Source organism: Rhodoglobus sp. G.S.4, assembly GCF_056619605.1.
This window is the reverse complement of sequence record NZ_CM152748.1, coordinates 1,822,841-1,842,654: the sequence shown is the minus strand read 5'-3', so window position 1 is coordinate 1,842,654 and position 19,814 is coordinate 1,822,841. Positions and strand designations below refer to the sequence as shown.

At 57.6% G+C, this 19,814-nt stretch carries 25 protein-coding genes and 1 tRNA gene; 13 read left to right on the top strand and 13 right to left on the bottom strand.

From position 1 onward, the window contains the following. The first annotated feature begins 63 nt into the window (after window positions 1-63). The 5 genes from AC061P_RS08940 to AC061P_RS08920 all read left to right on the top strand — a co-directional run bounded on the left by AC061P_RS08940 (window position 64) and on the right by AC061P_RS08920 (window position 3,503). Window positions 64-1,134: a hypothetical protein gene (locus AC061P_RS08940; protein ID WP_480390982.1), complete on the top strand. Its 1,071-nt coding sequence runs from the start codon at window positions 64-66 to the stop codon at window positions 1,132-1,134. Continuing rightward, the gene (locus AC061P_RS08935; protein WP_480390981.1) at window positions 1,131-1,721 is read left to right on the top strand and encodes a hypothetical protein; all 591 of its coding nucleotides are present in this window, start codon (window positions 1,131-1,133) and stop codon (window positions 1,719-1,721) included. Before AC061P_RS08940 ends, AC061P_RS08935 begins: the two co-directional genes overlap by 4 nt. Before the next feature lie 302 nt (window positions 1,722-2,023). Next, window positions 2,024-2,851 carry a M23 family metallopeptidase gene (locus AC061P_RS08930; protein ID WP_480390980.1) on the top strand — a complete coding sequence of 276 codons (828 nt, stop codon included), beginning with the start codon at window positions 2,024-2,026 and terminating at the stop codon, window positions 2,849-2,851. Between the two features lie 26 nt (window positions 2,852-2,877). Further along, window positions 2,878-3,246, top strand: coding sequence for a hypothetical protein (locus tag AC061P_RS08925; RefSeq protein ID WP_480390979.1), 369 nt, complete (start codon window positions 2,878-2,880; stop codon window positions 3,244-3,246). Between the two features lie 14 nt (window positions 3,247-3,260). After that, a complete protein-coding gene (locus tag AC061P_RS08920; protein ID WP_480390978.1) occupies window positions 3,261-3,503 on the top strand; it encodes a hypothetical protein in 243 nt (80 codons plus the stop codon). Between the two features lie 107 nt (window positions 3,504-3,610). Here the strand turns inward: AC061P_RS08920 and AC061P_RS08915 are convergent, their stop codons facing one another. The 6 genes from AC061P_RS08915 to AC061P_RS08890 all read right to left on the bottom strand — a co-directional run bounded on the left by AC061P_RS08915 (window position 3,611) and on the right by AC061P_RS08890 (window position 7,138). Beyond that, window positions 3,611-4,045 (bottom strand): hypothetical protein, encoded by a 435-nt coding sequence (locus tag AC061P_RS08915; RefSeq protein ID WP_480390977.1) that lies wholly within the window; start codon window positions 4,043-4,045, stop codon window positions 3,611-3,613. Continuing rightward, window positions 4,042-4,464: a helix-turn-helix domain-containing protein gene (locus AC061P_RS08910; protein WP_480390976.1), complete on the bottom strand. Its 423-nt coding sequence runs from the start codon at window positions 4,462-4,464 to the stop codon at window positions 4,042-4,044. The genes AC061P_RS08915 and AC061P_RS08910 overlap by 4 nt, the downstream gene beginning before the upstream one ends. Window positions 4,465-4,505: 41 nt before the next feature. After that, window positions 4,506-4,976 carry a hypothetical protein gene (locus tag AC061P_RS08905; RefSeq protein ID WP_480390975.1) on the bottom strand — a complete coding sequence of 157 codons (471 nt, stop codon included), beginning with the start codon at window positions 4,974-4,976 and terminating at the stop codon, window positions 4,506-4,508. A 471-nt stretch (window positions 4,977-5,447) separates the two neighbouring features. Further along, window positions 5,448-5,786: a hypothetical protein gene (locus AC061P_RS08900; RefSeq protein WP_480390974.1), complete on the bottom strand. Its 339-nt coding sequence runs from the start codon at window positions 5,784-5,786 to the stop codon at window positions 5,448-5,450. 366 nt (window positions 5,787-6,152) lie between these two features. Further along, window positions 6,153-6,225 (bottom strand) — tRNA-Arg (locus AC061P_RS08895). 7 nt (window positions 6,226-6,232) lie between these two features. Then, entirely contained in the window at window positions 6,233-7,138 is a 906-nt protein-coding gene (locus tag AC061P_RS08890) for a tyrosine-type recombinase/integrase (protein WP_480390973.1), read from the bottom strand. A 268-nt stretch (window positions 7,139-7,406) separates the two neighbouring features. Here AC061P_RS08890 and AC061P_RS08885 point away from each other — a divergent pair, with 268 nt between their 5' ends. Continuing rightward, a complete protein-coding gene (locus AC061P_RS08885) occupies window positions 7,407-7,847 on the top strand; it encodes a DUF1801 domain-containing protein (protein ID WP_480390972.1) in 441 nt (146 codons plus the stop codon). Between the two features lie 15 nt (window positions 7,848-7,862). Continuing rightward, window positions 7,863-8,261 carry a BP74-related protein gene (locus tag AC061P_RS08880; RefSeq protein ID WP_480390971.1) on the top strand — a complete coding sequence of 133 codons (399 nt, stop codon included), beginning with the start codon at window positions 7,863-7,865 and terminating at the stop codon, window positions 8,259-8,261. Between the two features lie 10 nt (window positions 8,262-8,271). On the opposite strand, the gene AC061P_RS08875 is transcribed toward AC061P_RS08880, so the two are convergent. The 3 genes from AC061P_RS08875 to AC061P_RS08865 all read right to left on the bottom strand — a co-directional run bounded on the left by AC061P_RS08875 (window position 8,272) and on the right by AC061P_RS08865 (window position 10,422). Further along, window positions 8,272-8,958, bottom strand: coding sequence for a hypothetical protein (locus AC061P_RS08875; RefSeq protein WP_480390970.1), 687 nt, complete (start codon window positions 8,956-8,958; stop codon window positions 8,272-8,274). A 55-nt stretch (window positions 8,959-9,013) separates the two neighbouring features. Beyond that, a complete protein-coding gene (locus AC061P_RS08870) occupies window positions 9,014-9,259 on the bottom strand; it encodes a hypothetical protein (protein WP_449647012.1) in 246 nt (81 codons plus the stop codon). 155 nt (window positions 9,260-9,414) lie between these two features. Then, on the bottom strand, window positions 9,415-10,422 hold the full coding sequence (locus tag AC061P_RS08865) for an aldo/keto reductase (RefSeq protein WP_480390969.1): 1,008 nt from the start codon (window positions 10,420-10,422) through the stop codon (window positions 9,415-9,417). Between the two features lie 90 nt (window positions 10,423-10,512). Here AC061P_RS08865 and msrA point away from each other — a divergent pair, with 90 nt between their 5' ends. The 6 genes from msrA (at window position 10,513) to AC061P_RS08835 (ending at window position 14,911) form a co-directional block, all read left to right on the top strand. Further along, window positions 10,513-11,034 carry a peptide-methionine (S)-S-oxide reductase MsrA gene (gene msrA / locus AC061P_RS08860; RefSeq protein ID WP_480390968.1) on the top strand — a complete coding sequence of 174 codons (522 nt, stop codon included), beginning with the start codon at window positions 10,513-10,515 and terminating at the stop codon, window positions 11,032-11,034. Window positions 11,035-11,193: 159 nt separating this feature from the next. Continuing rightward, window positions 11,194-11,406 (top strand): methyltransferase, encoded by a 213-nt coding sequence (locus tag AC061P_RS08855; protein WP_449647009.1) that lies wholly within the window; start codon window positions 11,194-11,196, stop codon window positions 11,404-11,406. 199 nt (window positions 11,407-11,605) lie between these two features. Continuing rightward, window positions 11,606-12,148, top strand: coding sequence for a single-stranded DNA-binding protein (locus AC061P_RS08850; RefSeq protein WP_480390967.1), 543 nt, complete (start codon window positions 11,606-11,608; stop codon window positions 12,146-12,148). 70 nt (window positions 12,149-12,218) lie between these two features. Next, window positions 12,219-12,710 carry a DUF6993 domain-containing protein gene (locus tag AC061P_RS08845; RefSeq protein ID WP_480390966.1) on the top strand — a complete coding sequence of 164 codons (492 nt, stop codon included), beginning with the start codon at window positions 12,219-12,221 and terminating at the stop codon, window positions 12,708-12,710. Window positions 12,711-12,758: 48 nt separating this feature from the next. Next, window positions 12,759-14,441, top strand: a complete 1,683-nt coding sequence (gene ettA, locus AC061P_RS08840) for an energy-dependent translational throttle protein EttA (RefSeq protein WP_449647006.1) — start codon at window positions 12,759-12,761, stop codon at window positions 14,439-14,441. Between the two features lie 2 nt (window positions 14,442-14,443). Then, entirely contained in the window at window positions 14,444-14,911 is a 468-nt protein-coding gene (locus tag AC061P_RS08835) for an acyl-CoA thioesterase (RefSeq protein WP_480390965.1), read from the top strand. A 35-nt stretch (window positions 14,912-14,946) separates the two neighbouring features. Here AC061P_RS08835 and AC061P_RS08830 read toward each other — a convergent pair whose 3' ends face one another. The 4 genes from AC061P_RS08830 to AC061P_RS08815 form a co-directional block, all read right to left on the bottom strand. Further along, window positions 14,947-16,179: a glycerate kinase gene (locus AC061P_RS08830; RefSeq protein WP_480390964.1), complete on the bottom strand. Its 1,233-nt coding sequence runs from the start codon at window positions 16,177-16,179 to the stop codon at window positions 14,947-14,949. A 159-nt stretch (window positions 16,180-16,338) separates the two neighbouring features. Next, window positions 16,339-17,232, bottom strand: a complete 894-nt coding sequence (locus tag AC061P_RS08825) for a glycine betaine ABC transporter substrate-binding protein (RefSeq protein ID WP_449647003.1) — start codon at window positions 17,230-17,232, stop codon at window positions 16,339-16,341. A gap of 104 nt (window positions 17,233-17,336) precedes the next feature. Next, window positions 17,337-18,305: an ABC transporter permease gene (locus AC061P_RS08820; RefSeq protein ID WP_480390963.1), complete on the bottom strand. Its 969-nt coding sequence runs from the start codon at window positions 18,303-18,305 to the stop codon at window positions 17,337-17,339. After that, the gene (locus tag AC061P_RS08815) at window positions 18,302-19,648 is read right to left on the bottom strand and encodes a quaternary amine ABC transporter ATP-binding protein (protein WP_449648185.1); all 1,347 of its coding nucleotides are present in this window, start codon (window positions 19,646-19,648) and stop codon (window positions 18,302-18,304) included. The genes AC061P_RS08820 and AC061P_RS08815 overlap by 4 nt, the downstream gene beginning before the upstream one ends. Between the last annotated feature and the right edge of the window lie 166 nt (window positions 19,649-19,814).

Sequence of the window (19,814 nt, the reverse complement as noted above, 5' to 3'; positions counted from 1 at the left end):
GAAATTCTGTACGGGAATCGAGTTACTTCGTACCGGTGGGAAGTCCTTACTCATTCTGGTGGGGTGGATACGTTGGCGGGGTATTTGGATGGTGTCGTGCGTGGATCGGCGTCACTTTCGGAGCAGCTCTATGCCTCAGTAAAAGGTGGGGGAAATCTGAAAGTTGCCGATCTTGAGAAGGCGCAGCCTGGCTTTACTCGAGTTCGCGATCTGACTCTAACTTCGGCCCGGCTGCGGCCAGTGTTGGTCATTGAGGGGTTACCGGAGATCCCGTTAGGAGTCTTTCTGATTTCCGCTGCCCCGGAGGTATGGTCTGATACTGGACGCGTTCTGAGTTTGGAGCTGCTAGATCGCTCCACTGTTCTCGATCAGGATTCAGTGGAGTCCACATTCACGGTGGATGCGGGTACGGGAGTTCTTGCCGCTGTAGCGGCGGTGATTACTTCGGCTGGTGAGGCGATCACGGTGGATGCGACCGTGATTGACACGCTCTCGTCGCCGATGGTGTGGCCGGTCGGAACATCTAAGTTGCAGATTGTAAATGATCTTCTGGGCGTGCTGAATTACAACTCGTTGTGGGTTGACGGCAATGGAAGTTATCGGGCGACTCCGTATGTTCTCCCTGCCGACCGATCGTTGACATATGAGTTGTTGAATGTTGCCCGCGAGCTGGTGGATGGTGAAAAAGGGATCTATGGCAAGGATTGGTCTCGCGATCAGGACATGTTTGCTGTGCCTAACAAAGTGATCGCGATTCAATCCGGGAGCGGTGATGATGCTGCGCTGACGGGAACCTATACGAACACGGATCCTTCATCACCTTTTTCATATTCTGCTCGGGGTGGCCGGTGGATCACTCGGGCTCTGGAGGGCGTCGAAACCCCGGATGGCACCGATCTGGAGGTGATCGCATTTCTGGAGGCAAAAGCGCAGCGCTCGTTGATTGCTTCGTCGTCGGTGCAGGCCACTGTCGAAGTGAGTTGTTTGCCGATTCCGGTGAGTGTGGGTGATGTTCTCCGTTTCGCGAATGTTCCTGCGGATATTGATGCGAGGCATGTTGTGACATCGAGGGATTTGAATGCTAATCCGTTGGGCTTGATGAAGTTGAGATTGCAGGAGTTGGTGTCGTTATGACCTTCAAGTGGGCGACTGTGACGGGGGTGCTGCCACTCCGAATCAAACTAGATGGCGACACCGCCGCGCTCCCATTTGACCCGGACTCGCTGGTTGATCCGGTTGGGCTTTCGGTGGATGATCGGGTGCGCTGTGAGCTATCAGGGCGCCGTGTGATCATCGTGGGGCGGTCGCACGGGCTCGTGCTCGCACTCTCGGCCGACGTCATCACAAGTGGAACGTTGCCTACTACGCGTGGCGGCACCGGCGTGGCGGCGGCCAGTCTTTCGGCGCTCAAGGCCGCGCTCGGAATCCCGTTCGCTGAGACGGGTGGTGTCACCCCTTCATCGGGAGCTGCGGGAGGTAGCCAAGCGCCGGTCTACTGGGATGGAGGGACCACGATTGTTTTACCTGTCGGCATGTTTAGTGTCGCGCCGAACGTCAGAAGTGATGTTGCGGCAGGAGGTTCCGTGATGTGGTCATCGGTCTCTAATGTCAGCGCTACGTCGTTTAGCGTTCGGCTGCATCGAATCAACGCAGCACCGCCCTCTGCAATGAGTATCAATTGGACGGCACGACAGGGAACAGCGGGCGGGGTGACAGGATGATGCAACTAATGGACTTTGCCGATGGTATAGATATGCCGCCGATGGGCGAGTACGACATCGAGTGTCACACCGAGGGGTGCGGGAATCTGGGGTATGTCATTCGGGTATGGGCGACTGAGTCCAACCCGAACGTAATGTGCGGGCCTTGTGGTCAGTTCATCGCTGACGTTGTGCCAGTGCCGTCATGATGCCGGTTGAGTAACCGCCTGTGGTTTGGACCGTTGTTTTGCCCTGCACTTGTGTGGGGCTTTCGTAGTTAAAGGAGCAACCATGACTAGACGACCGATGTGTGGTGGTAGCTAGTGGCAGTCTGGCCGAACGGTTTACGCACACCGCCTAAGTTCTCGTCACTCTGGAAAGAGTATGACGGGGTTCCTGACAGCACCCACTGGGGGCTTGACTCCTACGGTTACAAATACAACTGCGCCATTGACGACGCCGAGGTCATTTACATCGGCTGGAACACCTACGGGGGTGGCGGTCGTGAGATCTGGTACAGGTTCAAGAATGGCGACGTGGTTGTTTACTATCACAACGCGGATCGTGTGCTCGTCAAGGTTGGCGATCTCGTGACCGAGGCGCAGCGCTTGGGCATCCAGTCAGACACTGGCAAAGCGTTTGGTGTCCACAATCACACTGAGGTGTGGCTGCGCGGGCGGCGCGATTCCCGTGTAAATCCCCTGACCTACATCAAAGCGTTGGTTGGTGCGTCCCCTGCTGGTGACAGCGGAACAACAATTCTCGACGAAGAAGAGGAAGAAGATATGCCAAGAAACAGTGGGTTCTTTTACACCAGAGCCGATAAAAAGGTTGTTGTCCTGATCTGCAATACCGATTCGGGTTTTGAACACGAGTACAGCAACGGAACCGCAGCAAATGGTGAATACAACGGTCCGGTTGCTGGCACTTTCGCAACTGGCAGTTTCGCCCCCATCACGGAATCTCACGCAATCGCACTCAAACGAGCGCTCAAGCAGGTTAGGGAATCTTCTTCCGTGAATATCGAATCGATCACCGCCAAAATCGACTCCAAAGAGATTGCGGCGAACGTGGAAGCTGGGTTACTTGACAATTTTGAGGCACTTCCCAAAGCAGTGAATGACGACGCGGCACAACGTCTCGCGAATTAACCCTCCGAGCCCGGAGGGGGCCGAATATGCCTGAGTGGCTACCTGTTGTCGGGACTCTTCTCGGCACTGTCTTGCTTGTGGGTGGCGGGATCGTCGGCTCGGCTATGACGAACCGCGTTGCGAAGCGGGCGAATGAGACGGCGTCAATGGCGGCGAATCGATCGGCTGAGAACGTACTGATTGATCAGCTGCAGGAGGAACTCGCGCAGTACCGGGTTGAGAACAATGAGCGTGCGACTGAGCAGGATCGCAGGATGCAGAAGCTTGAGGATCGCAACGTTGAGATCACGGTTGAGCGGGACATCCTTCGCGATTATGCACATCAGCTTCGTTCCGACATTTATAACCAGAAAGAACCGCCGCCTGCTGAATGGCCGGCAGGCGTGTACCGATGAAAGAGGGTATGAATATGAGTAATGCATCGCCTGATCTTGGGGCTGTTATCACGAGTTCCAAGGTTCGCAAGATTGTGTATGGTACGTATGCTGTTGGCGCCTTGATTGTGGGGGGTGCTGCTGCGTACTTCCTCGGTGTCGAGCTTCCGTTGCCTGAGCAGGTTTCGGGTGCGCAGGCTGTTGTCGCGTATCTTGCGATTCCGATTGGCGCGTTGGCCTTGGCCAATACGTCGCAGGCCAAGGGTTCTGAGTATTGAACCCGTCTGGTGGTTGTCGCCAGTAGCTGGAAAAACTGAAAGCCCCGCGCTTCACTCTTCGGAGTGAGGCGCGGGGCTTCTTTTGCATCGTGGGCGATGAATCTTGATTACTCAGGCATTTCTATCTTCAAGTCACCTGGCCGCATCAGGCCAATAAGGGGTGCCTTTCGACCTAGCCTCGCCGCGCTCGTTGTTAGCGACTCACGCAAGTACGGGAACGCTGCCATGAAGCCGACCCGCTCAGCGAAGTCGTTTAGCACCAGGCGGTCGATCGTGCAGGGAACCTCTAGGTTGAAGATGGAAGCGATATCAGCTTGATAGTTCGCATCATCCGTCGTAACCACGAACCTAAACCGAGTATGAATCTCGTCCTGGGTTACGTGCTCTGAGTATTCCATCTCGAGCTTTGGATCGTTCTGTTCTTCTGAAGGTGGTCCGCTAACTCGAGCCGAGAGTTCAAATGGACGAATCTCAGAAAGCGCGACGATCTCCATCAGGTCAGAAATGTCGGAGATGTGGCGGAGCGCCTTAGTCTCGCTCATGCTCCGAGTGCAAAGTCAGTGCGCTTGGAGTTGACCACGCCTGGTGCGTAAGAAGAAGCACGGGGAACTCTCATGACTGTGATCATCGGCGGGATATCTCCGGTGTGGATGAGTGAGCTGTGAGCGGAGTACTTCGTTCCGTCATCGGGGAAAGCTGTGTGCTCGACTATCACGCCAATTGCGTTTGCATACTGGCGGATAGTTGAGAGCTTTGGGTCTCCGTCGATGCGCTCCATTTTGGAAACTGCTTGTTGGGAGATTCCGATGCGGCGCGCGACATCGGCCTGTTCCATCTTGGCTCGCTTTCGGAACGAAACGAGAAGGCGGATGAAGTTAATGTCATTGTGGAGAAGCTGCTTTGAGCGAGCGTACTCGGGCGTTTGGCGCGCATCGTTTAGTAATTTTCTGAAACTAGCCATGAGGGTAGACTATACACAACTTGCAGGTTGTTTCGTGTGAGTCATTCAGATTCGACTTGTTTCCACTTATTTGCGGCACCCGAAAGGTATCTCTTGCCGGCGAACGCAATTTGCCGATCTTGGATTGCTTTTGAGACTGCTGCTGTTATTCGGCGGCCGGGTTTCATGTGAAGGTGAAGCGCCACCAAGAGCGATGGCTCGTTTGCGGGTTCGCCGTGGTACTGCCTTATTTGCTTACTGAGGAAAGTCCACCGTAGTTCCCACATCTCGGGGCGCTTCCGGAGGGGCTTAATCCGGGTGACAGTTTCAGGCTGACCATGGATGATCTTTCCATCAGCCGCAGCTTCTTTGAGGCCGTCGAACTCGCCGAAGAAGTGATCCCTATTGAACTTAGCAAGCGACGCTAGCCATTCAGCAAGTTCCTTCATCGCCGCGTGATCGTGGTCCAGGTAATCGACCCACTCGTGCGGCGTCTCAGTCTCGATGGTGCAACGTGATCGACGCTCAGACATGAGCGTAACTATGCCACCGTTTTGGACGAGATCAAAGCAGGGCTGTGTCCTTGGTGCCAAGGCTTTACTTTGAGCTCCTGGCTGTCACCGTTTCGATGGCTTGAGAAATGCGAGTCAGTTCAGCTTCGCGACGCGGCAGTTGGGGCACCACCAGTAGGGGTGTTTCTCGGTGCCTGCGATTTGGAGTGGTGTGAGGCAGGCGTCGCAGTTGTGGGGTTGGTCGTCCATTTGTGGATTCTACGCTGGCGCCCGCCGGGATTCAGGGTTCGCAGTTGCCTTCGTGCGTCAAGCGGCGGCGTTCTCAAACGTTGGGAAGTGCGGTGGGAACGACGGGGAGCATTGATGTGCCTGCGGCTGCCGTTCGAACTTCGTCTAGTCCGACGTGGAGGTAAAGCCGGGTTGTTGCCAGATGCGCACGCATAAAGACGCCCCGGTCGCTATCGCGAGCTGACCGGGGCTTCGATGCGGGCTCTAGGCGTCTATGAGTCCTGAGCTTTTTACTTTTGACTCTTTCTCGATCATTTGGCGGAAGATCGAGAAGTGCTTTTCCCAACCGGCCGTTGATCCACCTGATGAGTGCAGCGCGGTCCGTACAGCGGAGAGTCCGGTCGTGAATGCGGCGATTTCGTCGGCGCCCGATACATCCATTGAGAATGTCAGGATTTGTGTCGAAGAATCACTTGCGAGGTCGGCATTTTCTATGCCCGTGCACTCGTGGAGCGCATCTGCGACTTCGTCAAATACCTTGTCAAATTCTTCTGAGGACACCTCTACGCTCTGAACTTCGAGCTCCATGTAGAAGTTGATCATTGCGTTACCTCCCCTTTGTCCAGCATTCTAGGCGTTCCAAATAACGTTTGAGGTTCCCGTGGTAGGAACTGTTTGGTGTCAGGTGCACCGTTTTTGTGTGGCTGCCGCATGGACATTTTCCTTTGAAGTACTTTTTACCTTTTGCGAATACCCAACCTTGGGATTCGCAGGCTTTCATGACTTCTTCGATGTGCTTATCGGTGTGCCGCGGCCTCTTTGCCAAGATACTCCCGAAGGCTGATCGGTGGTTGGGTGTGGCTTTGATACTAGCTTGCTATCGCGGGAGTACCGCGAATCGTACCCCCGAACTGGGGGCATATTCTTGTGCTTCGATCTTTAGAGCGGGCGCGAGTTTTTTGCGTTAGGTGCCCCCGGCGCGACTCGAACGCGCGACCGACAGATTAGAAGGCTGTTGCTCTATCCACTGAGCTACGGGGGCGGGGCGCTTATGGCGCGGTGACTAGGTTACCTGATTGCCCTTTGGTGCGGGTTTCGCGTTTGGCTGATCGGTTGCGTGGGCCGGTGGGGACGGATACGCGGGGGAGTTGTTCCATTGCTGTGCGGATGCGGCGTTGTGAGGGTCGGATGTAGGCCTTCATTGATTGTCCGTCTGAGTGGCGGAGGGAGTGTTGTACATCGAGGCTGTCGGCGCCTATTTCGAGGAGGGTGGTTCCGTGCCAGGCGCGCATGTGGTGGGCGCGGTGTTGGATGCCGGCGCGTTTGAATGCGGTGCAGAGTGTGTTGGATACGGATTTTCCGGTGACGTGTTCACTGTGGGAGGGGAACCAGTAGTCGGTGCGGGAGTAGTTGGCTGTTGTGGCGTAGTCGAGGATTATTGAGTGGAGTGGGCGTGTGACGATTTTGCGGCCTTTGGCTTCGGCTACGAGGATTGTGCCTTCGGTCCAGTTGATGTTGGCGCCGGATACGGCGGCGATTTCTGAGGCTCTGAGTCCTTGGTAGGAGTAGAGCAGTACTTTCATGATTGTGTGTCCGTAGATTCCGGAATTGAGCACGGTCTGGATGTCTTCGGTGGTGACGGGGTTGGGTTCGGTTGGTTCGACTCGTGGTTTGGGGAGTCTGGCGGCGGGGTTGTCGAGGCGGAGTTCTTCGTCTTGTAGCCAGGTGAAGAAGGTGTGGAGTGCGGATCGGTAGTTTTGTTTTGTTTTTCCGGTGAGGTGGGGGCGTCCGAGGAACATGACGAGTTGTTGTTTGGTGACGGTTAGTGGTGATTTTTGTTCGGTGTGGCGCAGCATGGAGCGGATGAAGATGCGGCGTTCTTTGATGGTGCGTTCGGTGCAGTGTTGTGCTCGCATTGATGCGGCCCAGTAGTTGGTGATTTCTTCGGTGGTCATTGTTACCTTTCGGGAACTCGTCAATGAGTGTCTGGCGAGCCTAGAAGGCTGTGGCGGGTGGGGCTATTGCCCAGTAGTGGGACTGATGTGGTGGGTGATGTTTTGGCAGACTTGAAGACGCTTTAGCGGCGGTTCCGCGGGGCCGTATTGCCTGTCCGGTTTGTGGGCCGAGTTTTCCGTATGATCGGAGCGTGCGAAACAAGGGCCTTGTAATCTCTTGGTCGCAGGTTCGAATCCTGCCGAGGGCACTCGAATAGAGGGGCTGACGATGACGCACCAACCCAATAAGACGAATGCAACTGCGGCTAGCGTTGCCGATTTCATCGCTTCCGTCGATTCTGATCGTCGTCGTCTTGAAGCAGAGTCTCTGTTGCAGATCTTTGAACGTGCTTCTGGACAGGATGCCGTGATGTGGGGCCCGTCGATCATCGGTTTCGGGTCAAGTCACTATCGTTATGCCACTGGTCGAGAGGGCGACACTGCGACTATCGGGTTTTCGCCCCGTAAAGCAAAGATTTCGCTGTACACGGCGCGAAACTTTCGGGAGTTCCCGGAATTGCTTGAACGTCTAGGAACCCACGAACTTGCGGTCGGCTGCCTCTATGTGAAGAAGCTTTCCGATATCGATCTGACGGTTCTTGAGGAGTTGCTTGTGCGCAGCTACGACATTGCCAAAGTCGATTACGACGCCAGAAACGCCCAAGGCTGAACTGTGGCAGTCCCAGTGAAACGCAGAGCTCTAGTGGCGTTAGTGCTCGCCGGCTCAATTGCGGGTGTTTCTGGTTGTGGGGGAGGCCCTCAGCCGACTGTCGCAACTTTTGAGGTTGCTGGTGGTGAGCAATACAAGATTGAACTTGCTACTCCCGAGCTGATTGAGCACGCGAAGGCGTTGCTTGCGGGGGAGAGCCTGGCCGCCATTCCCAATGGCGTCGTTGTTCGTGGCGATTCGGCGGTCAATGAGCCATGGTCGTGGCACATCGATCCGGCAGCACTTGAATTCGCGAACGTCACAATCGAAGTGTGCGACGGAATCCCGCAGTATGTCGAAGACGAAATCATCACCTCGGACCGATTCTGTCCTTGGTCTGCGCGGGTCGTTGCAGTCGACGGACCTGGCGACTAGGACCGATAAATTACTTGCGGTCGGGCGTCACGACAGTCGTAGGTGCAGTGTGGCCACTGCTTGACGGGGCGCTGCCTGCAGCAGTGGCGGTAGAACCACTTGCCGCAGCAGTCGTGTTGCTCTGGGAGGCTTCCTCGGCGGCCTGACGTGACGCCCACTCTTGCTGCTTCACGACCAGTTCGTCTTCGGCTTCGCCCGTCTCGTACTTCCAGCTTGCGAGGTCTTGAGCGAATAGCTTTTTGGCGCGGCCCGGGCGTGCTTGCCAGTCGAGGAGGCCTTCTTGAAGTTCCGCGAGGTCTTGTTCCGCTTGGAAGCTGTAGTTGACGGAGTTCTTCTTCATTGTGGCGAGTTTGTGTGCTGCCCAGTCGGCGGCAATATTGGAACCTTTGAGCGGAAGAAGGCGCACGCGCACTTCGGCTTCGCTTGATTGGTGGTCGACGTGCTCTTTTTCGCCAGCAGAGAGCGTGCTCCAGGTTGCAGCGCGGCGGCCCGAAGAAATGAGGGCTGCGACGGCGGCAGCTTTGGCCTGGCGATCTTGCTGACCGATGAGCCGACGCAGAGACGAGCGGGCGATTAGGCCAACGATTATTCCTCCGACGATGATCGCGAGGAAGGGCACGAGGGCGCCGGTGACGAAGGCTGTTCCCTGATCGGAGTTGAACCAGTCAACGAGGTCGTTCCACCACTGAAGAATCATGTTGGAACTGTAACCCCGCTAGTGAGCGAGGGCGCATAGCGACAGGCGCGTCACATCAAAATCGAAAGATATCGAGGGCGTCATCAATCGACCAGAAGTCTCCGAGCGGCAAGAATCGACGCTGTCGTTGCAGCATCCGCTTGGCCTGGAATCGGGCACCTGCTGCTGACTGCCAGCGGTGCACGTAGCCGAGCACTTCTCCGTCGGGGCGTGTAATCCGCCACAAGTCGTCGTTGAGCTCGACGGTGACAATGCCCGATTTGATGGAGTGCGCAGTTTCAGCGAAGTCGAGGGTGGTCATAATTGCTCCTTCGGTCAGCGAGGCCAATGTGTGTTGTTCGAATATATGTTCGAACACTGACATTTGGCGGTGAGCTGTCCACAGAGCGTTAAGGAGAAAACCGGGGCCGCCTGATGAGAGCGGCCCCGGTTTCGCGGGATGGAGCGAGCGAACGTTTAGCGGAGGGTAGTTCCATCAACGGCCAGCGGCTCGATTGCGGCAAGCTCTTCTTCGGAGAGAGCTGCACCGTCAAGGGCCGCGAAGCTGTTTTCCAACTGCGCTACGCTGCTGGCTCCGACCAACGCCGAGGTGACTTGCGGATGACGTAGCACCCAGGTGAGAGCAAGCTGCGCGAGACTTTGTCCACGGTTCTGGGCAATCTCGTTGAGGGCACGGACGCGCTGGAGGTACGTGTCGCCGAGCGGGCCAGGCTGAAGCCAGCGACCCTCGGAAGCACGCGAACCATCCGGAATGCTGCCATCCATGTAACGGTCGGTCAGTAGTCCCTGCGCAAGTGGGGAAAATACGATGCTTCCCGCGCCGATCTGGTCGAGAACGGGGAAGAGACCATCTTCGATGTGGCGGTCGAACATGTTGTAGCGCGGCTGGTGGATCGTCAGCGGGATGCCGTATTCCGCGAGCGCTTCTTCGGCAGCCAGCGTTTCTTCGGGGTTGTAGTTCGAGACACCGACGTAGAGGGCCTTGCCTGAATTGACCGCGGTCGCGAGGGCGCCCATCGTTTCTTCGATGGGGGTTTCAGAGTCGGGGCGGTGGTGGTAATAAATGTCGACATACTCAAGGCCCATGCGGTCAAGACTCGCGTCGAGCGATGAGAGCAGGTACTTGCGCGACCCACCGTCTTGGTACGGGCCAACACCCATCTCGTAGCCAGCTTTGGTCGAAACAATCATTTCGTCTCGATATGGCACGAAGTCATCAGCAAAGATCTCGCCAAAGTTGCGTTCTGCTGCACCAATTTCTGGGCCGTAGTTATTGGCGAGATCAAAGTGGGTGATGCCGAGGTCAAACGCGCGGCGCAGAATTGCACGCTGCGTGGCCTGCGGGCGATCAGAACCGAAATTGTTCCACAATCCTAAAGAGATCGCGGGAAGTTTGAGGCCACTGTGGCCTACGCGGTGGTACTCGGTGGAGTCGTAACGGTGGGGAGAGGCGTCATAAGGCATACGTTCAGCATATGCCCAGAGACTGGGGGAACACGGAGCGTTGGATGAGCGTTGTATGAGACATCCAGCCCAAGAAAGTAGGCTCAACTTATGCACACATTTCATCTCGCAGGCGGCTGTTTCTGGTGCCTCGATGCGGTCTACCGCACCCTCAATGGCGTTACCGACGTAGTTTCTGGATACACCGGTGGCACTGTGCCCAACCCCAGCTATGAACTGGTCTGCACTGAGACCACTGGGCACGCTGAAGCGGTTGCCGTCACCTTTGACCCTGAGATCATTCCCGACGAAGTCATTCTCGACGTGTACTTCACGCTGCACGACCCGCGTCAACTCAATCGGCAGGGCAACGACGTTGGTTCGTCGTACCGTTCCGCGATGTTCTATGACGGTGACGAGCAGAAGGCTCTCTTTGAGGCAGCTCGAGACCGCGCATCCGAATACTGGGATGGTGGCATCGTTACCACAATCGAACCTCTCGACACCTACTACAAGGCCGAGGAATATCATCAAGATTTCTTTGCGAAGAACCCCGGTCAGGGCTACTGCATGGCGGTAGCGCTGCCCAAGGTCAATAAGATTCGTTCCTCGTTCTCCAGCTACATCCGCTAGTTCGATCGCTAGGGGCTCGGTGGGAGCTCTTGTCTCTTTGCTGCGGCAGAGTGGCGCTGCGCCGTTCGACAAAGAAGGTCTTTATCTTCTGAGTCGGGCGGCGTAGGTTCGTTAACGAGCGACGCTGGTGTCGCCTCACTAATCGAAGGAGGTTCGGAAATGACTGATCACACTCTGACCGGACAAACCTGGGTGGCATTCACACAGGCTGGAGCAGTCGGCTCAGTTCATCGAGTCACTGATGGTTTCACCTTCAAGTTATTGAGCGACGAAGGGTTCCGAGGGGTTTATCCCACCCTCGATGCTGCGAAGGCAGCCCTGCACGCGAATCTGCTGCCTGGCACCGCGTGGCCGGAGTTCCGCGAACACTAGACAACCCACTTCTCCTAGTCACTGTTGCCGCGGGCGCGGCATCCACAGATCGCTGTGCCCGCGGTGACTCATGTCTGCGCTGCCGAACACTAATGAGTGACGGATGTCGGGTCGACTTCCCGGCACGAGTGTCGGCCCGCATCTGTCTCCATTCACTGTCGCTGCACACCGCTGCAGCGACGCAGACAGAGGAGCAGAAATGACAGACAACATCACGGTCTCCGGGCTCGTAGCAACGGCGCCTCGCCACATCGTTACAGGCGAAGGACTGCCGATCACTTCCTTTCGCCTTGCCTCGACTCAGCGCCGGTTCGATCGAAGCAATCAGCGATGGATCGACGGCGAAACGAACTGGTACACCATCACTGCCTTTCGGCAATTGGCGATCAACAGCGCAACGTCGGTAGTCAAAGGAGATCGCGTGGTTCTCGCAGGGCGGCTGCGCATTCGGGAGTGGGAGAATGCGGACCGGAGCGGAACCAATATCGAAATTGAGGCTGATTCTCTAGGGCACGACCTCATGTGGGGCACCGCTCAGTTCTCCAGAACAATCGCCAACGCTGGCAGTGCTGGCAGTGCTGGCGCAGGCCAGCATGGTGGCGATAGTGCGTCGGCTCACGATCGGTTTGAGCCGGCATCGGCAGGAGAAGAAGGCTCAGAGGGGCGAGACGACTCAGCGTCATCTCGCGCCGAGACTGAAGAAACCGAAGACCGGGAGCTCGAGCCAGTCACCCCGTTCTGAGTGGATCGTGCGCGCAGGCAATCTAGACTTGAGGCGGCCCTGAAGGCAGAAGGCCACCGAAAGGATTGCAATGCGCGTACGACCAGCTCACCGAACAGGCGGAGCAATCGCGCTAACCCTTGTGGCGGCAATGACGCTCAGTGGATGCGTGGCGTCAGCCCCCGCGCCAGCACCGAATGTCACACCGAGCGCTGATGCCTTGAGCACACCATCGCCAGAAGCAACACCCACTGGCCCCATTTTGCGTCCCGGTGAGTCAGCTGCCGCAAACCGTCAATTCTTCGACCTCATCAACACCGAGTATCACGACGCAAACGGCCGCGGCAACGGCCGCAGCATCGTTGACAACCTCAGTGCTAACGGCTTCGTCAAGCAAGACATGGAAGTCACTCCAGACAACACCGCAATCGGAATCGCCGCAGACTCCATCGTGGTGTCGGTGCGAATCAAGGGTGAGTGTCTTCTCGGTCAGTTCACGCCGAACAATTTCGTCTCATCCATCGAGCCGCTACTCGGTACCGGTGGCTGCCTTGTCGGAAAGACCCGCACAATCGACTGGTAGTACCCCAAACGGGTTCGACTGAGCTCGAAGCCTCCGTAGAATGGTCCCATGGCCGAATTTATTTATTCCATGGTGCGCGCGCGAAAAGCGGTCGGTGACAAGCTCATTCTCGACGACGTCACGATGTCGTTCTATCCCGGAGCAAAAATTGGTGTGGTCGGGCCCAATGGTGCCGGTAAGTCGACCATCCTCAAGATCATGGCGGGGCTCGACACGCCAAGCAACGGTGAGGCTCGACTGAGCCCAGGCTACAGCGTCGGAATCCTCATGCAGGAACCCGAACTCGACGAATCCAAAACCGTTCTCGAAAACGTTCAAGAGGGCGTTGGCCCCATCAAAGCTAAGGTCGATCGCCACGCTGCCATCGGGCTCGAAATGGCAGAACCAGATGCCGATTTTGATGCGCTCATGGCCGAAATGGGCTCGCTTCAAGAAGATATCGATGCCGCAGATGCCTGGGACCTCGACTCCCAGCTTGAACAGGCAATGGATGCCCTGCGCACGCCGCCCGGAGACTGGCCAGTCAACAAACTCTCCGGTGGAGAGAAGCGCCGCGTTGCGCTCACCAAACTCCTCCTACAGAAGCCTGACCTGCTGCTTCTCGATGAGCCAACTAACCACCTCGATGCAGAAAGCGTTCTCTGGCTCGAGCAGCACCTCTCCAAGTACCCGGGTGCCGTACTGGCCGTAACCCACGATAGGTACTTCCTCGACCATGTCGCCGAATGGATTGCCGAAGTCGACCGCGGTCACCTTTACCCCTATGAGGGCAACTACTCGACCTACCTCGAGAAGAAGCAAGAACGCCTCCAAGTGCAGGGCAAGAAAGACGCCAAGCTCGCCAAGCGACTCTCGAGTGAACTCGAATGGGTGCGCTCGAACTCCAAGGGCCGTCAGACCAAGTCGAAAGCGCGACTCGCACGCTATGAAGAAATGGCGAATGAGGCGGAGAAGACCAGAAAGTTGGACTTCGAGGAGATCGTCATCCCCATGGGACCGCGACTCGGAGCACAAGTCATCGATGCCAAGAACCTCAAGAAGGGCTTCGACGAGCGCATCCTGATCAACGGATTGAGCTTCACACTTCCTCGAAACGGAATTGTTGGAGTCATCGGGCCAAACGGCGTCGGTAAGACCACACTCTTCAAGACCATTGTTGGGCTCGAACCCCTCGACTCCGGAGACCTGAAGATCGGTGAGACCGTCGACATTTCCTACGTCGACCAGAGCCGTGGTGGCATCGATCCCAACAAGACACTGTGGGAAGTCGTCTCAGACGGCCAGGACTACATCCAGGTAGGAAAGACTGAAATCCCGTCGCGCGGCTACGTCTCCCAGTTCGGTTTCAAGGGGCCCGACCAGCAAAAGAAAGCTGGAGTTCTTTCGGGTGGTGAGCGCAACCGTCTCAACTTGGCGCTGACGCTCAAGCAGGGGGGAAACCTCTTGCTGCTTGACGAACCAACCAACGACCTGGACGTTGAGACTCTCGGGAGCCTCGAAAACGCCCTTCTTGAGTTCCCCGGCTGCGCTGTGGTGATCACTCACGATAGGTGGTTCCTCGACCGCATCGCCACCCACATCCTCGCCTATGAAGGTACCGAAGCGAACCCGGGCTACTGGCACTGGTTCGAAGGAAACTTCGACGCCTACGAAGAGAACAAGATCGAGCGACTCGGTCCAGACGCCGCAAAGCCGCACCGCAGCGCCTACCGCAAGCTCACTCGCGACTAGGGATGAGACTTCACGTACCACTCCCGCTGCGCTGGTCAGATGTCGACGCGTACCAACACGTCAACAATGCCGAAGTGTTTCGCCTGCTCGAAGAGGCGCGCATCCACGCATTCTGGCCAGCTGCGGGAGTGGATGCGCCCCTCACCGCTGTTCTTGACGGTCGCCCCAGCGGCCCAACCATGACGCTCATCGCGCGGCAGGAGATCGAATACCTGCTGCCGATTCCGTACATGCGCGAACCCATTGATATCGAGATGTGGATCGGTCGCGTCGGGGGAGCAAGCCTCGAAGTCTGCTATCAAATACACACGCCGGCAGGGATCGAACCTCGCGAACTATTTGTTCGCGCGTCAACGACGCTTGTGCTCGTGGATGCCGCGACCTCTCGCCCTCAACGCATCAGTGATGAGCAACGTGAAGTATTCGCCCGTTACGTCGAAGAGCCTCTGCAGTTCGCTAAGCGCCGCTAGCCTGCCGCGTTCGTGCGCCCTGCTAGCTAACCGGATCAGCTAGGGCTTGCGGCCGTGTCATCGCCGTCATCGTCTCGGAATTCTTCGTCGAGATCGGTCGGGTCAAGCCATTCTGCAATCGCGTGCGCTCCGCGAGCTTCAAGCAAGTGTTCGGCGTACTGGAAGAGTTCTTTGCGGTTTTCGACGCCTGAGCCCAGCGGCATCGCCACGTTGATTCCTGCTGCTGACGATTGTGCTGGAGTGAGATCGACTATTGCCGCCACCACAACGAGGAACGATGCTGGACTCTTGGCGCCGCGCAAGTAGTCGACGACTTTGCCGTCCAGCGACTGCGCATCGAGCTTCCCTTCGCCGCTGATAATCACGTCGGCACTGCCAATTACGTCGCTGAGTCCTGTCGTGTCAGCGACGAGCTGGGCTCCGCGCACAAGTTCTGCTGAGAAGAGCGCGACGAGTGGCGCCGCAGTACCACCGGCCGCACCCATGCCGGGCAGGGCTGCGATTCCGGCGGCGGAAAAGCGGCGGTCGGCTACCAGCGGGTGTTCGGCCAGCACCTGCGATAGTCGGGTGAGTCCGGCATCCAACACTGTAACTTCGGATGCCGTTGCCCCTTTTTGTGGAGCAAAAACGTGGGCAGCGCCTCGGCTCCCCGTGAGCGGATTGGTGACGTCGACGGCGATGTGCCACTGCGTCTCCAGTGCGCCGGGGATAAGCCCGCTGAGGTCAATCGTGTTGAGTGCGGTGAGCGCACCACCTCCGGGCGCTAGCTCGTTTCCTTCGGCGTCGAGGAGGCGCGCTCCGAGGGCGCGCAGTAGGCCGCTGCCTCCGTCGGTGCTGGCAGAGCCACCGAGAAAGACGGTGATGTCGCGGGCACCTCGTTCGATGACGCTGGCGGCGATGAGGCCGACTCCGTAGCTATCGGCTCGCAGCGGATCGGCCGTGACGTCGCCGACATGGGGGAGTCCGTTTGCTTGAGCGGCTTCGATGACGGCGCGATGTCCGTCGAGATCGAAACCGTAGCGGGCGTCGCGTTGACGGCCGAGGGCATCGACGGTTGAGATGGTGAGGGCGGGCTGAAGCCAGGCGGAAAGCACAGCATCGAGGGAGCCTTCTCCGCCGTCGGCCATGGGAAAGGTGAGCACCGTGGCGGTGTCGGGAAGCATCTCTCTAACGCCGCGTTCAAGGGCGGCGGCGGCATCCGCTGCGGTCAGGCTGCCCTTGAAGGAGTCGGGCGCGATGATGACGACGGGGTTCTCAGTTGCTGGCACCCTTCGACCCTAGCGCGGGCGAGCCGCGCACGAAGCCAAGGGGCGGGGCAAAGCGGCGGAGCAATGGCACGGAACAATAGGTCGCGAAAAAAGGGGCCGCCCGAAGGCGACCCCTTTTCGTAGATCACAGTGCTCAATGCACCGCAGATTCACACAGTGTTAGCTGGTGAGGCCGTCTACGTAGTCCTGGTTCGCTGCGATCCAGTCTGCAACGATGGGCTCGTAGTCGCTGCCCTCGTATTCGTTGTACATGACGTTCTCGAGCGAGTAGAGCAGCTCGGAGTCCATCTTGAAGTCAGAGATCCACGAAGTGATTTCTGGCATGTCGTCGCTCAAGGTGTCGCGTGCGAAGGAGTGAATTCCTTCGGCGTCTCCGAGAGTTCCCTCTGGGTCAGCAAGGTCCTTGATGGGGAATGCATCGTAGGCCCAGTGCGGACGCCAGAGTGTAACGGCAATGTTCTCGCCGTTGTCGAGCGCTGCCTGAAGTTCAGCAAGCATTGCTGGGGTCGACGAGGTCAGAAGTTCCATGCCGTCGAGACCATAGGTAGGCATGGTCTTGGTCATGACTGCCTCGGTGAGGCCGGCGCCAGGCTCGATACCGACGATGCGGTTTCCGAACGCGTCAGCGTTAGCTGCGAGCTCTTCGAGCGAGTCGATCGGTGCATCTTCGTTCACTGCAACGGTCAGTCCGGCTTCGGTGTTCCATGCGCCGAGGTCGGTGATGGTTGCGCCGTACTCTTCCATCAGGCTTGCGTGGGTGACTGGAAGCCATCCGTCAAGCGCGATGTCGTAGTCGCCAGTGCTGAGGCCCGAGAAGATGGGGGTAACGTCAGCGTATTCCAGCTCTACGTTGTAGCCCTTGTCTTCAAGGATTGCCTTCCAGAGGAACGAAACTGCTTCGCCCTCAGGCCATCCGTTGAATACGGCGATGGTGAGATCCTTGTTCTCAGGAGCGTCACCTGCCGCGGTGTCGTCTCCGCCTGCGGCGCAAGCCGACAGACCGAGGAGCGTTGCCGCTCCAATTGCAAATGCAGCGCGTGTCTGCTTCTTCATTGTGTCGTCCTTTTCTGCCAACGCCGAAGCGTCGACGATGTTGACGTCGATGCACACAGGGTTTTCTGCGTGCGGGAAAACGAGCGCGGGTGAGCGCCCGAAAATTAGCGAACTGGAGGAGTCAGTTCTGCTGGCTCGGCTGTGGCGGGCGCAGAAGTTGCGCTCGTGCCGTCAGCCTCGACCGTGTCGGATGCGCTTGGCTTACCGCGGAAGCTGAAGGAGTCCAGGATGAAGCGGAAGTAGCCCTTGCCGGTGCCGAAGGATGCCGTGAGCCGGTCAAGGAAGATGGCCAGAAGCACTACGGAGAGTCCAGCTTCGAACCCGAGCGAAACATCCGCCCGGCTTAGGCTCTGGATAACGGGCTTACCGAGGCCACCAGCGCCGACCATCGAGGCAATAACGACCATCGAGAGTGAGAGCATGATCACCTGGTTGATACCGGCCATGATTGACGGGAGTGCCAGGGGAAGCTGAACCTGTCGCAGGATGCGGCTCGGTGACGAACCAAATGCCTGTCCAGCTTCAACAACCTCTTTATCGACACCACGAATTCCCAGCTCGGTAAGACGCACGCCGGGAGCAAGTGCGAAGAGCACCGTTGCCACGATTCCGGGAACATCACCAATGCGGAAGAGGATCAGTGCGGGAATCAAGTAGACGAATGCTGGCATTGTCTGCAAGAAGTCGAGCACTGGCTTCACGATGGTGGAGACCGTTTGATACTTGGCAGCGAGGATTCCCAGCGGAACACTGATCAGAACTGCAATTGCTGCAGCTACCAAGACCAACGCGAGGGTATCCATAGCGTTTTCCCACTGATCCAAGCTGAGGATCAACAGGAAGCTGATTGTGGTGCCCAGTGAGAACACCCAACCGCGCGCTACGAAAGCGATCACGGCAAAGATGATCAGCATTATCCAGAATGGCGGCGACGTGAACAGGAAGTTCATTCCGTCCGCTACCGAGGCAATCATGAATTTGATGACATCGAAGAAGACTCCGAACGTCACGGTGATGTAGTCAATGCCATCTTCGACCCATTGGCCGAGGGGAAGTCTAAAGAAATCGTTCATCGGGTGACCTCCTTCTCGGTGGCGGTTTCGGTGGCGGTTTCAGGGGCGTCGACTTCAGGAGTAGCAAGAGCGTCAGAAATCAGCTCCGTCGAGACAGTCAACGACGGCTCCATCGAAGGAAATTCGCCAGTGTCTGTCGTGACATTGCCGAGTGCGGCGAGCAGTGTGACGCGCGGGACTGCCCCAATTAGGCGGCCACGCTCATCCACTACCGCGAGCGGCAGTGGACTCTCCACTGACGGAACGAAGAGTTCCGAGAGCGAGGTGTCTGCTTGGATAACGTTGAAGTCGTCGCTGATGATCGAGCTCAGGTCGGTTTCGCCGCGGCGGACCAACGTCATTGCCTCAGCATCGCGAACGATGCCCTTGAGCGTGCGATCGCGACTGATGACGAATGCGGTCGAGCTTTGCATGTCGCGCATCGTTTTCAAAGCTGCACGGGGTCCTGAGCCGGCGAATGCGGTGACGCGGGCTGGCTCCATGACGCTTGCTGCGGTGAGAACGCGTGAGCGGTCCACATCCTGAACGAACTGGGCAACATAGTCGTTGGCCGGGTCGGTGAGGATGTCTTCTGGAGTCCCGATCTGAACAATGCGACCGTCGCGCATCACGGCGATGCGGTCACCGAGGAACATTGCCTCGTTGAGATCGTGAGTGATGAAGATGATCGTCTTGCCGAGTTCCGTCTGAAGCTCGAGCAGCTGCTCTTGCATTTCGCGACGGATCAGGGGGTCGAGAGCGCTGAACGCCTCGTCCATCAAGAGCACATCAGTGTCAGCGGCGAGGGCGCGGGCAAGGCCTACGCGCTGCTGCATTCCACCAGAAAGCTCTGACGGCATCTTGTCGCCCCAACCCTTAAGGCCGACGAGGTCGATCGTCTTCTGGGCGCGAGCGAGACGTTCCGTGCGGGGAATGCCCTGAACCTCGAGCGCGTAGGCGGCGTTCTCAAGAACACTGCGGTGAGGGAACAGCGCGAAGTGCTGAAACACCATTGAGATGCGGCGACGGCGAACGTCGCGAAGTTTTGCGGCGGAAAGGCCTGAAATGACATCGTCGCCAACTGTTACTGAACCGGATGTGGTGTCCCACAGTCCGTTGAGCATGCGGATGAGCGTTGACTTGCCCGATCCGGAGAGGCCCATGACGACGAAAATTTCGCCTTTGTGAACATCGAAGCTTGCATCAATGACGGCAGCGGTGCCCAGCTCTGAGATCTCGTCGCGAGTTGCTCCGTGCTGGAGTCGCTCGACTGCTTCGTTTGGGCGGCGGCCGAAAACCTTATAAAGGTTCTTGGCGCTGACTGCGATTTCCTCGGTCACGTTCTCCTGAATGCTCGGCACCATAAGGGCTCCGCTCTTCTCGATTACGGTCCGGGTTGCGGGCACCTTCCTACTCACGCTGCTCCCTGTCGAGCTGTGCGAGAAGGGGAATCATTGTCGGAACGATTCCAGTGCGAAACAACCGTACGAACGTCAACTCGGACTCCCGAGGTGGCGCGCGCGGCCTGAT

Coding starts and splice junctions, on each gene's coding strand:
- AC061P_RS08835 (WP_480390965.1), top strand. CDS start 14,444: ATGAGACTTCACGTACCACTCCCGCTGCGCTGGTCAGATGTCGACGCG.
- AC061P_RS08900 (WP_480390974.1), bottom strand. CDS start 5,786: ATGATCAACTTCTACATGGAGCTCGAAGTTCAGAGCGTAGAGGTGTCC.
- AC061P_RS08910 (WP_480390976.1), bottom strand. CDS start 4,464: ATGGCTAGTTTCAGAAAATTACTAAACGATGCGCGCCAAACGCCCGAG.
- AC061P_RS08825 (WP_449647003.1), bottom strand. CDS start 17,232: ATGAAGAAGCAGACACGCGCTGCATTTGCAATTGGAGCGGCAACGCTC.
- AC061P_RS08890 (WP_480390973.1), bottom strand. CDS start 7,138: ATGACCACCGAAGAAATCACCAACTACTGGGCCGCATCAATGCGAGCA.
- msrA (WP_480390968.1), top strand. CDS start 10,513: ATGCACACATTTCATCTCGCAGGCGGCTGTTTCTGGTGCCTCGATGCG.
- AC061P_RS08820 (WP_480390963.1), bottom strand. CDS start 18,305: ATGAACGATTTCTTTAGACTTCCCCTCGGCCAATGGGTCGAAGATGGC.
- AC061P_RS08885 (WP_480390972.1), top strand. CDS start 7,407: ATGACGCACCAACCCAATAAGACGAATGCAACTGCGGCTAGCGTTGCC.
- AC061P_RS08915 (WP_480390977.1), bottom strand. CDS start 4,045: ATGAGCGAGACTAAGGCGCTCCGCCACATCTCCGACATTTCTGACCTG.
- ettA (WP_449647006.1), top strand. CDS start 12,759: ATGGCCGAATTTATTTATTCCATGGTGCGCGCGCGAAAAGCGGTCGGT.
- AC061P_RS08855 (WP_449647009.1), top strand. CDS start 11,194: ATGACTGATCACACTCTGACCGGACAAACCTGGGTGGCATTCACACAG.
- AC061P_RS08925 (WP_480390979.1), top strand. CDS start 2,878: ATGCCTGAGTGGCTACCTGTTGTCGGGACTCTTCTCGGCACTGTCTTG.
- AC061P_RS08845 (WP_480390966.1), top strand. CDS start 12,219: ATGCGCGTACGACCAGCTCACCGAACAGGCGGAGCAATCGCGCTAACC.
- AC061P_RS08870 (WP_449647012.1), bottom strand. CDS start 9,259: ATGACCACCCTCGACTTCGCTGAAACTGCGCACTCCATCAAATCGGGC.
- AC061P_RS08920 (WP_480390978.1), top strand. CDS start 3,261: ATGAGTAATGCATCGCCTGATCTTGGGGCTGTTATCACGAGTTCCAAG.
- AC061P_RS08850 (WP_480390967.1), top strand. CDS start 11,606: ATGACAGACAACATCACGGTCTCCGGGCTCGTAGCAACGGCGCCTCGC.
- AC061P_RS08905 (WP_480390975.1), bottom strand. CDS start 4,976: ATGTCTGAGCGTCGATCACGTTGCACCATCGAGACTGAGACGCCGCAC.
- AC061P_RS08935 (WP_480390981.1), top strand. CDS start 1,131: ATGACCTTCAAGTGGGCGACTGTGACGGGGGTGCTGCCACTCCGAATC.
- AC061P_RS08865 (WP_480390969.1), bottom strand. CDS start 10,422: ATGCCTTATGACGCCTCTCCCCACCGTTACGACTCCACCGAGTACCAC.
- AC061P_RS08875 (WP_480390970.1), bottom strand. CDS start 8,958: ATGATTCTTCAGTGGTGGAACGACCTCGTTGACTGGTTCAACTCCGAT.
- AC061P_RS08815 (WP_449648185.1), bottom strand. CDS start 19,648: ATGGTGCCGAGCATTCAGGAGAACGTGACCGAGGAAATCGCAGTCAGC.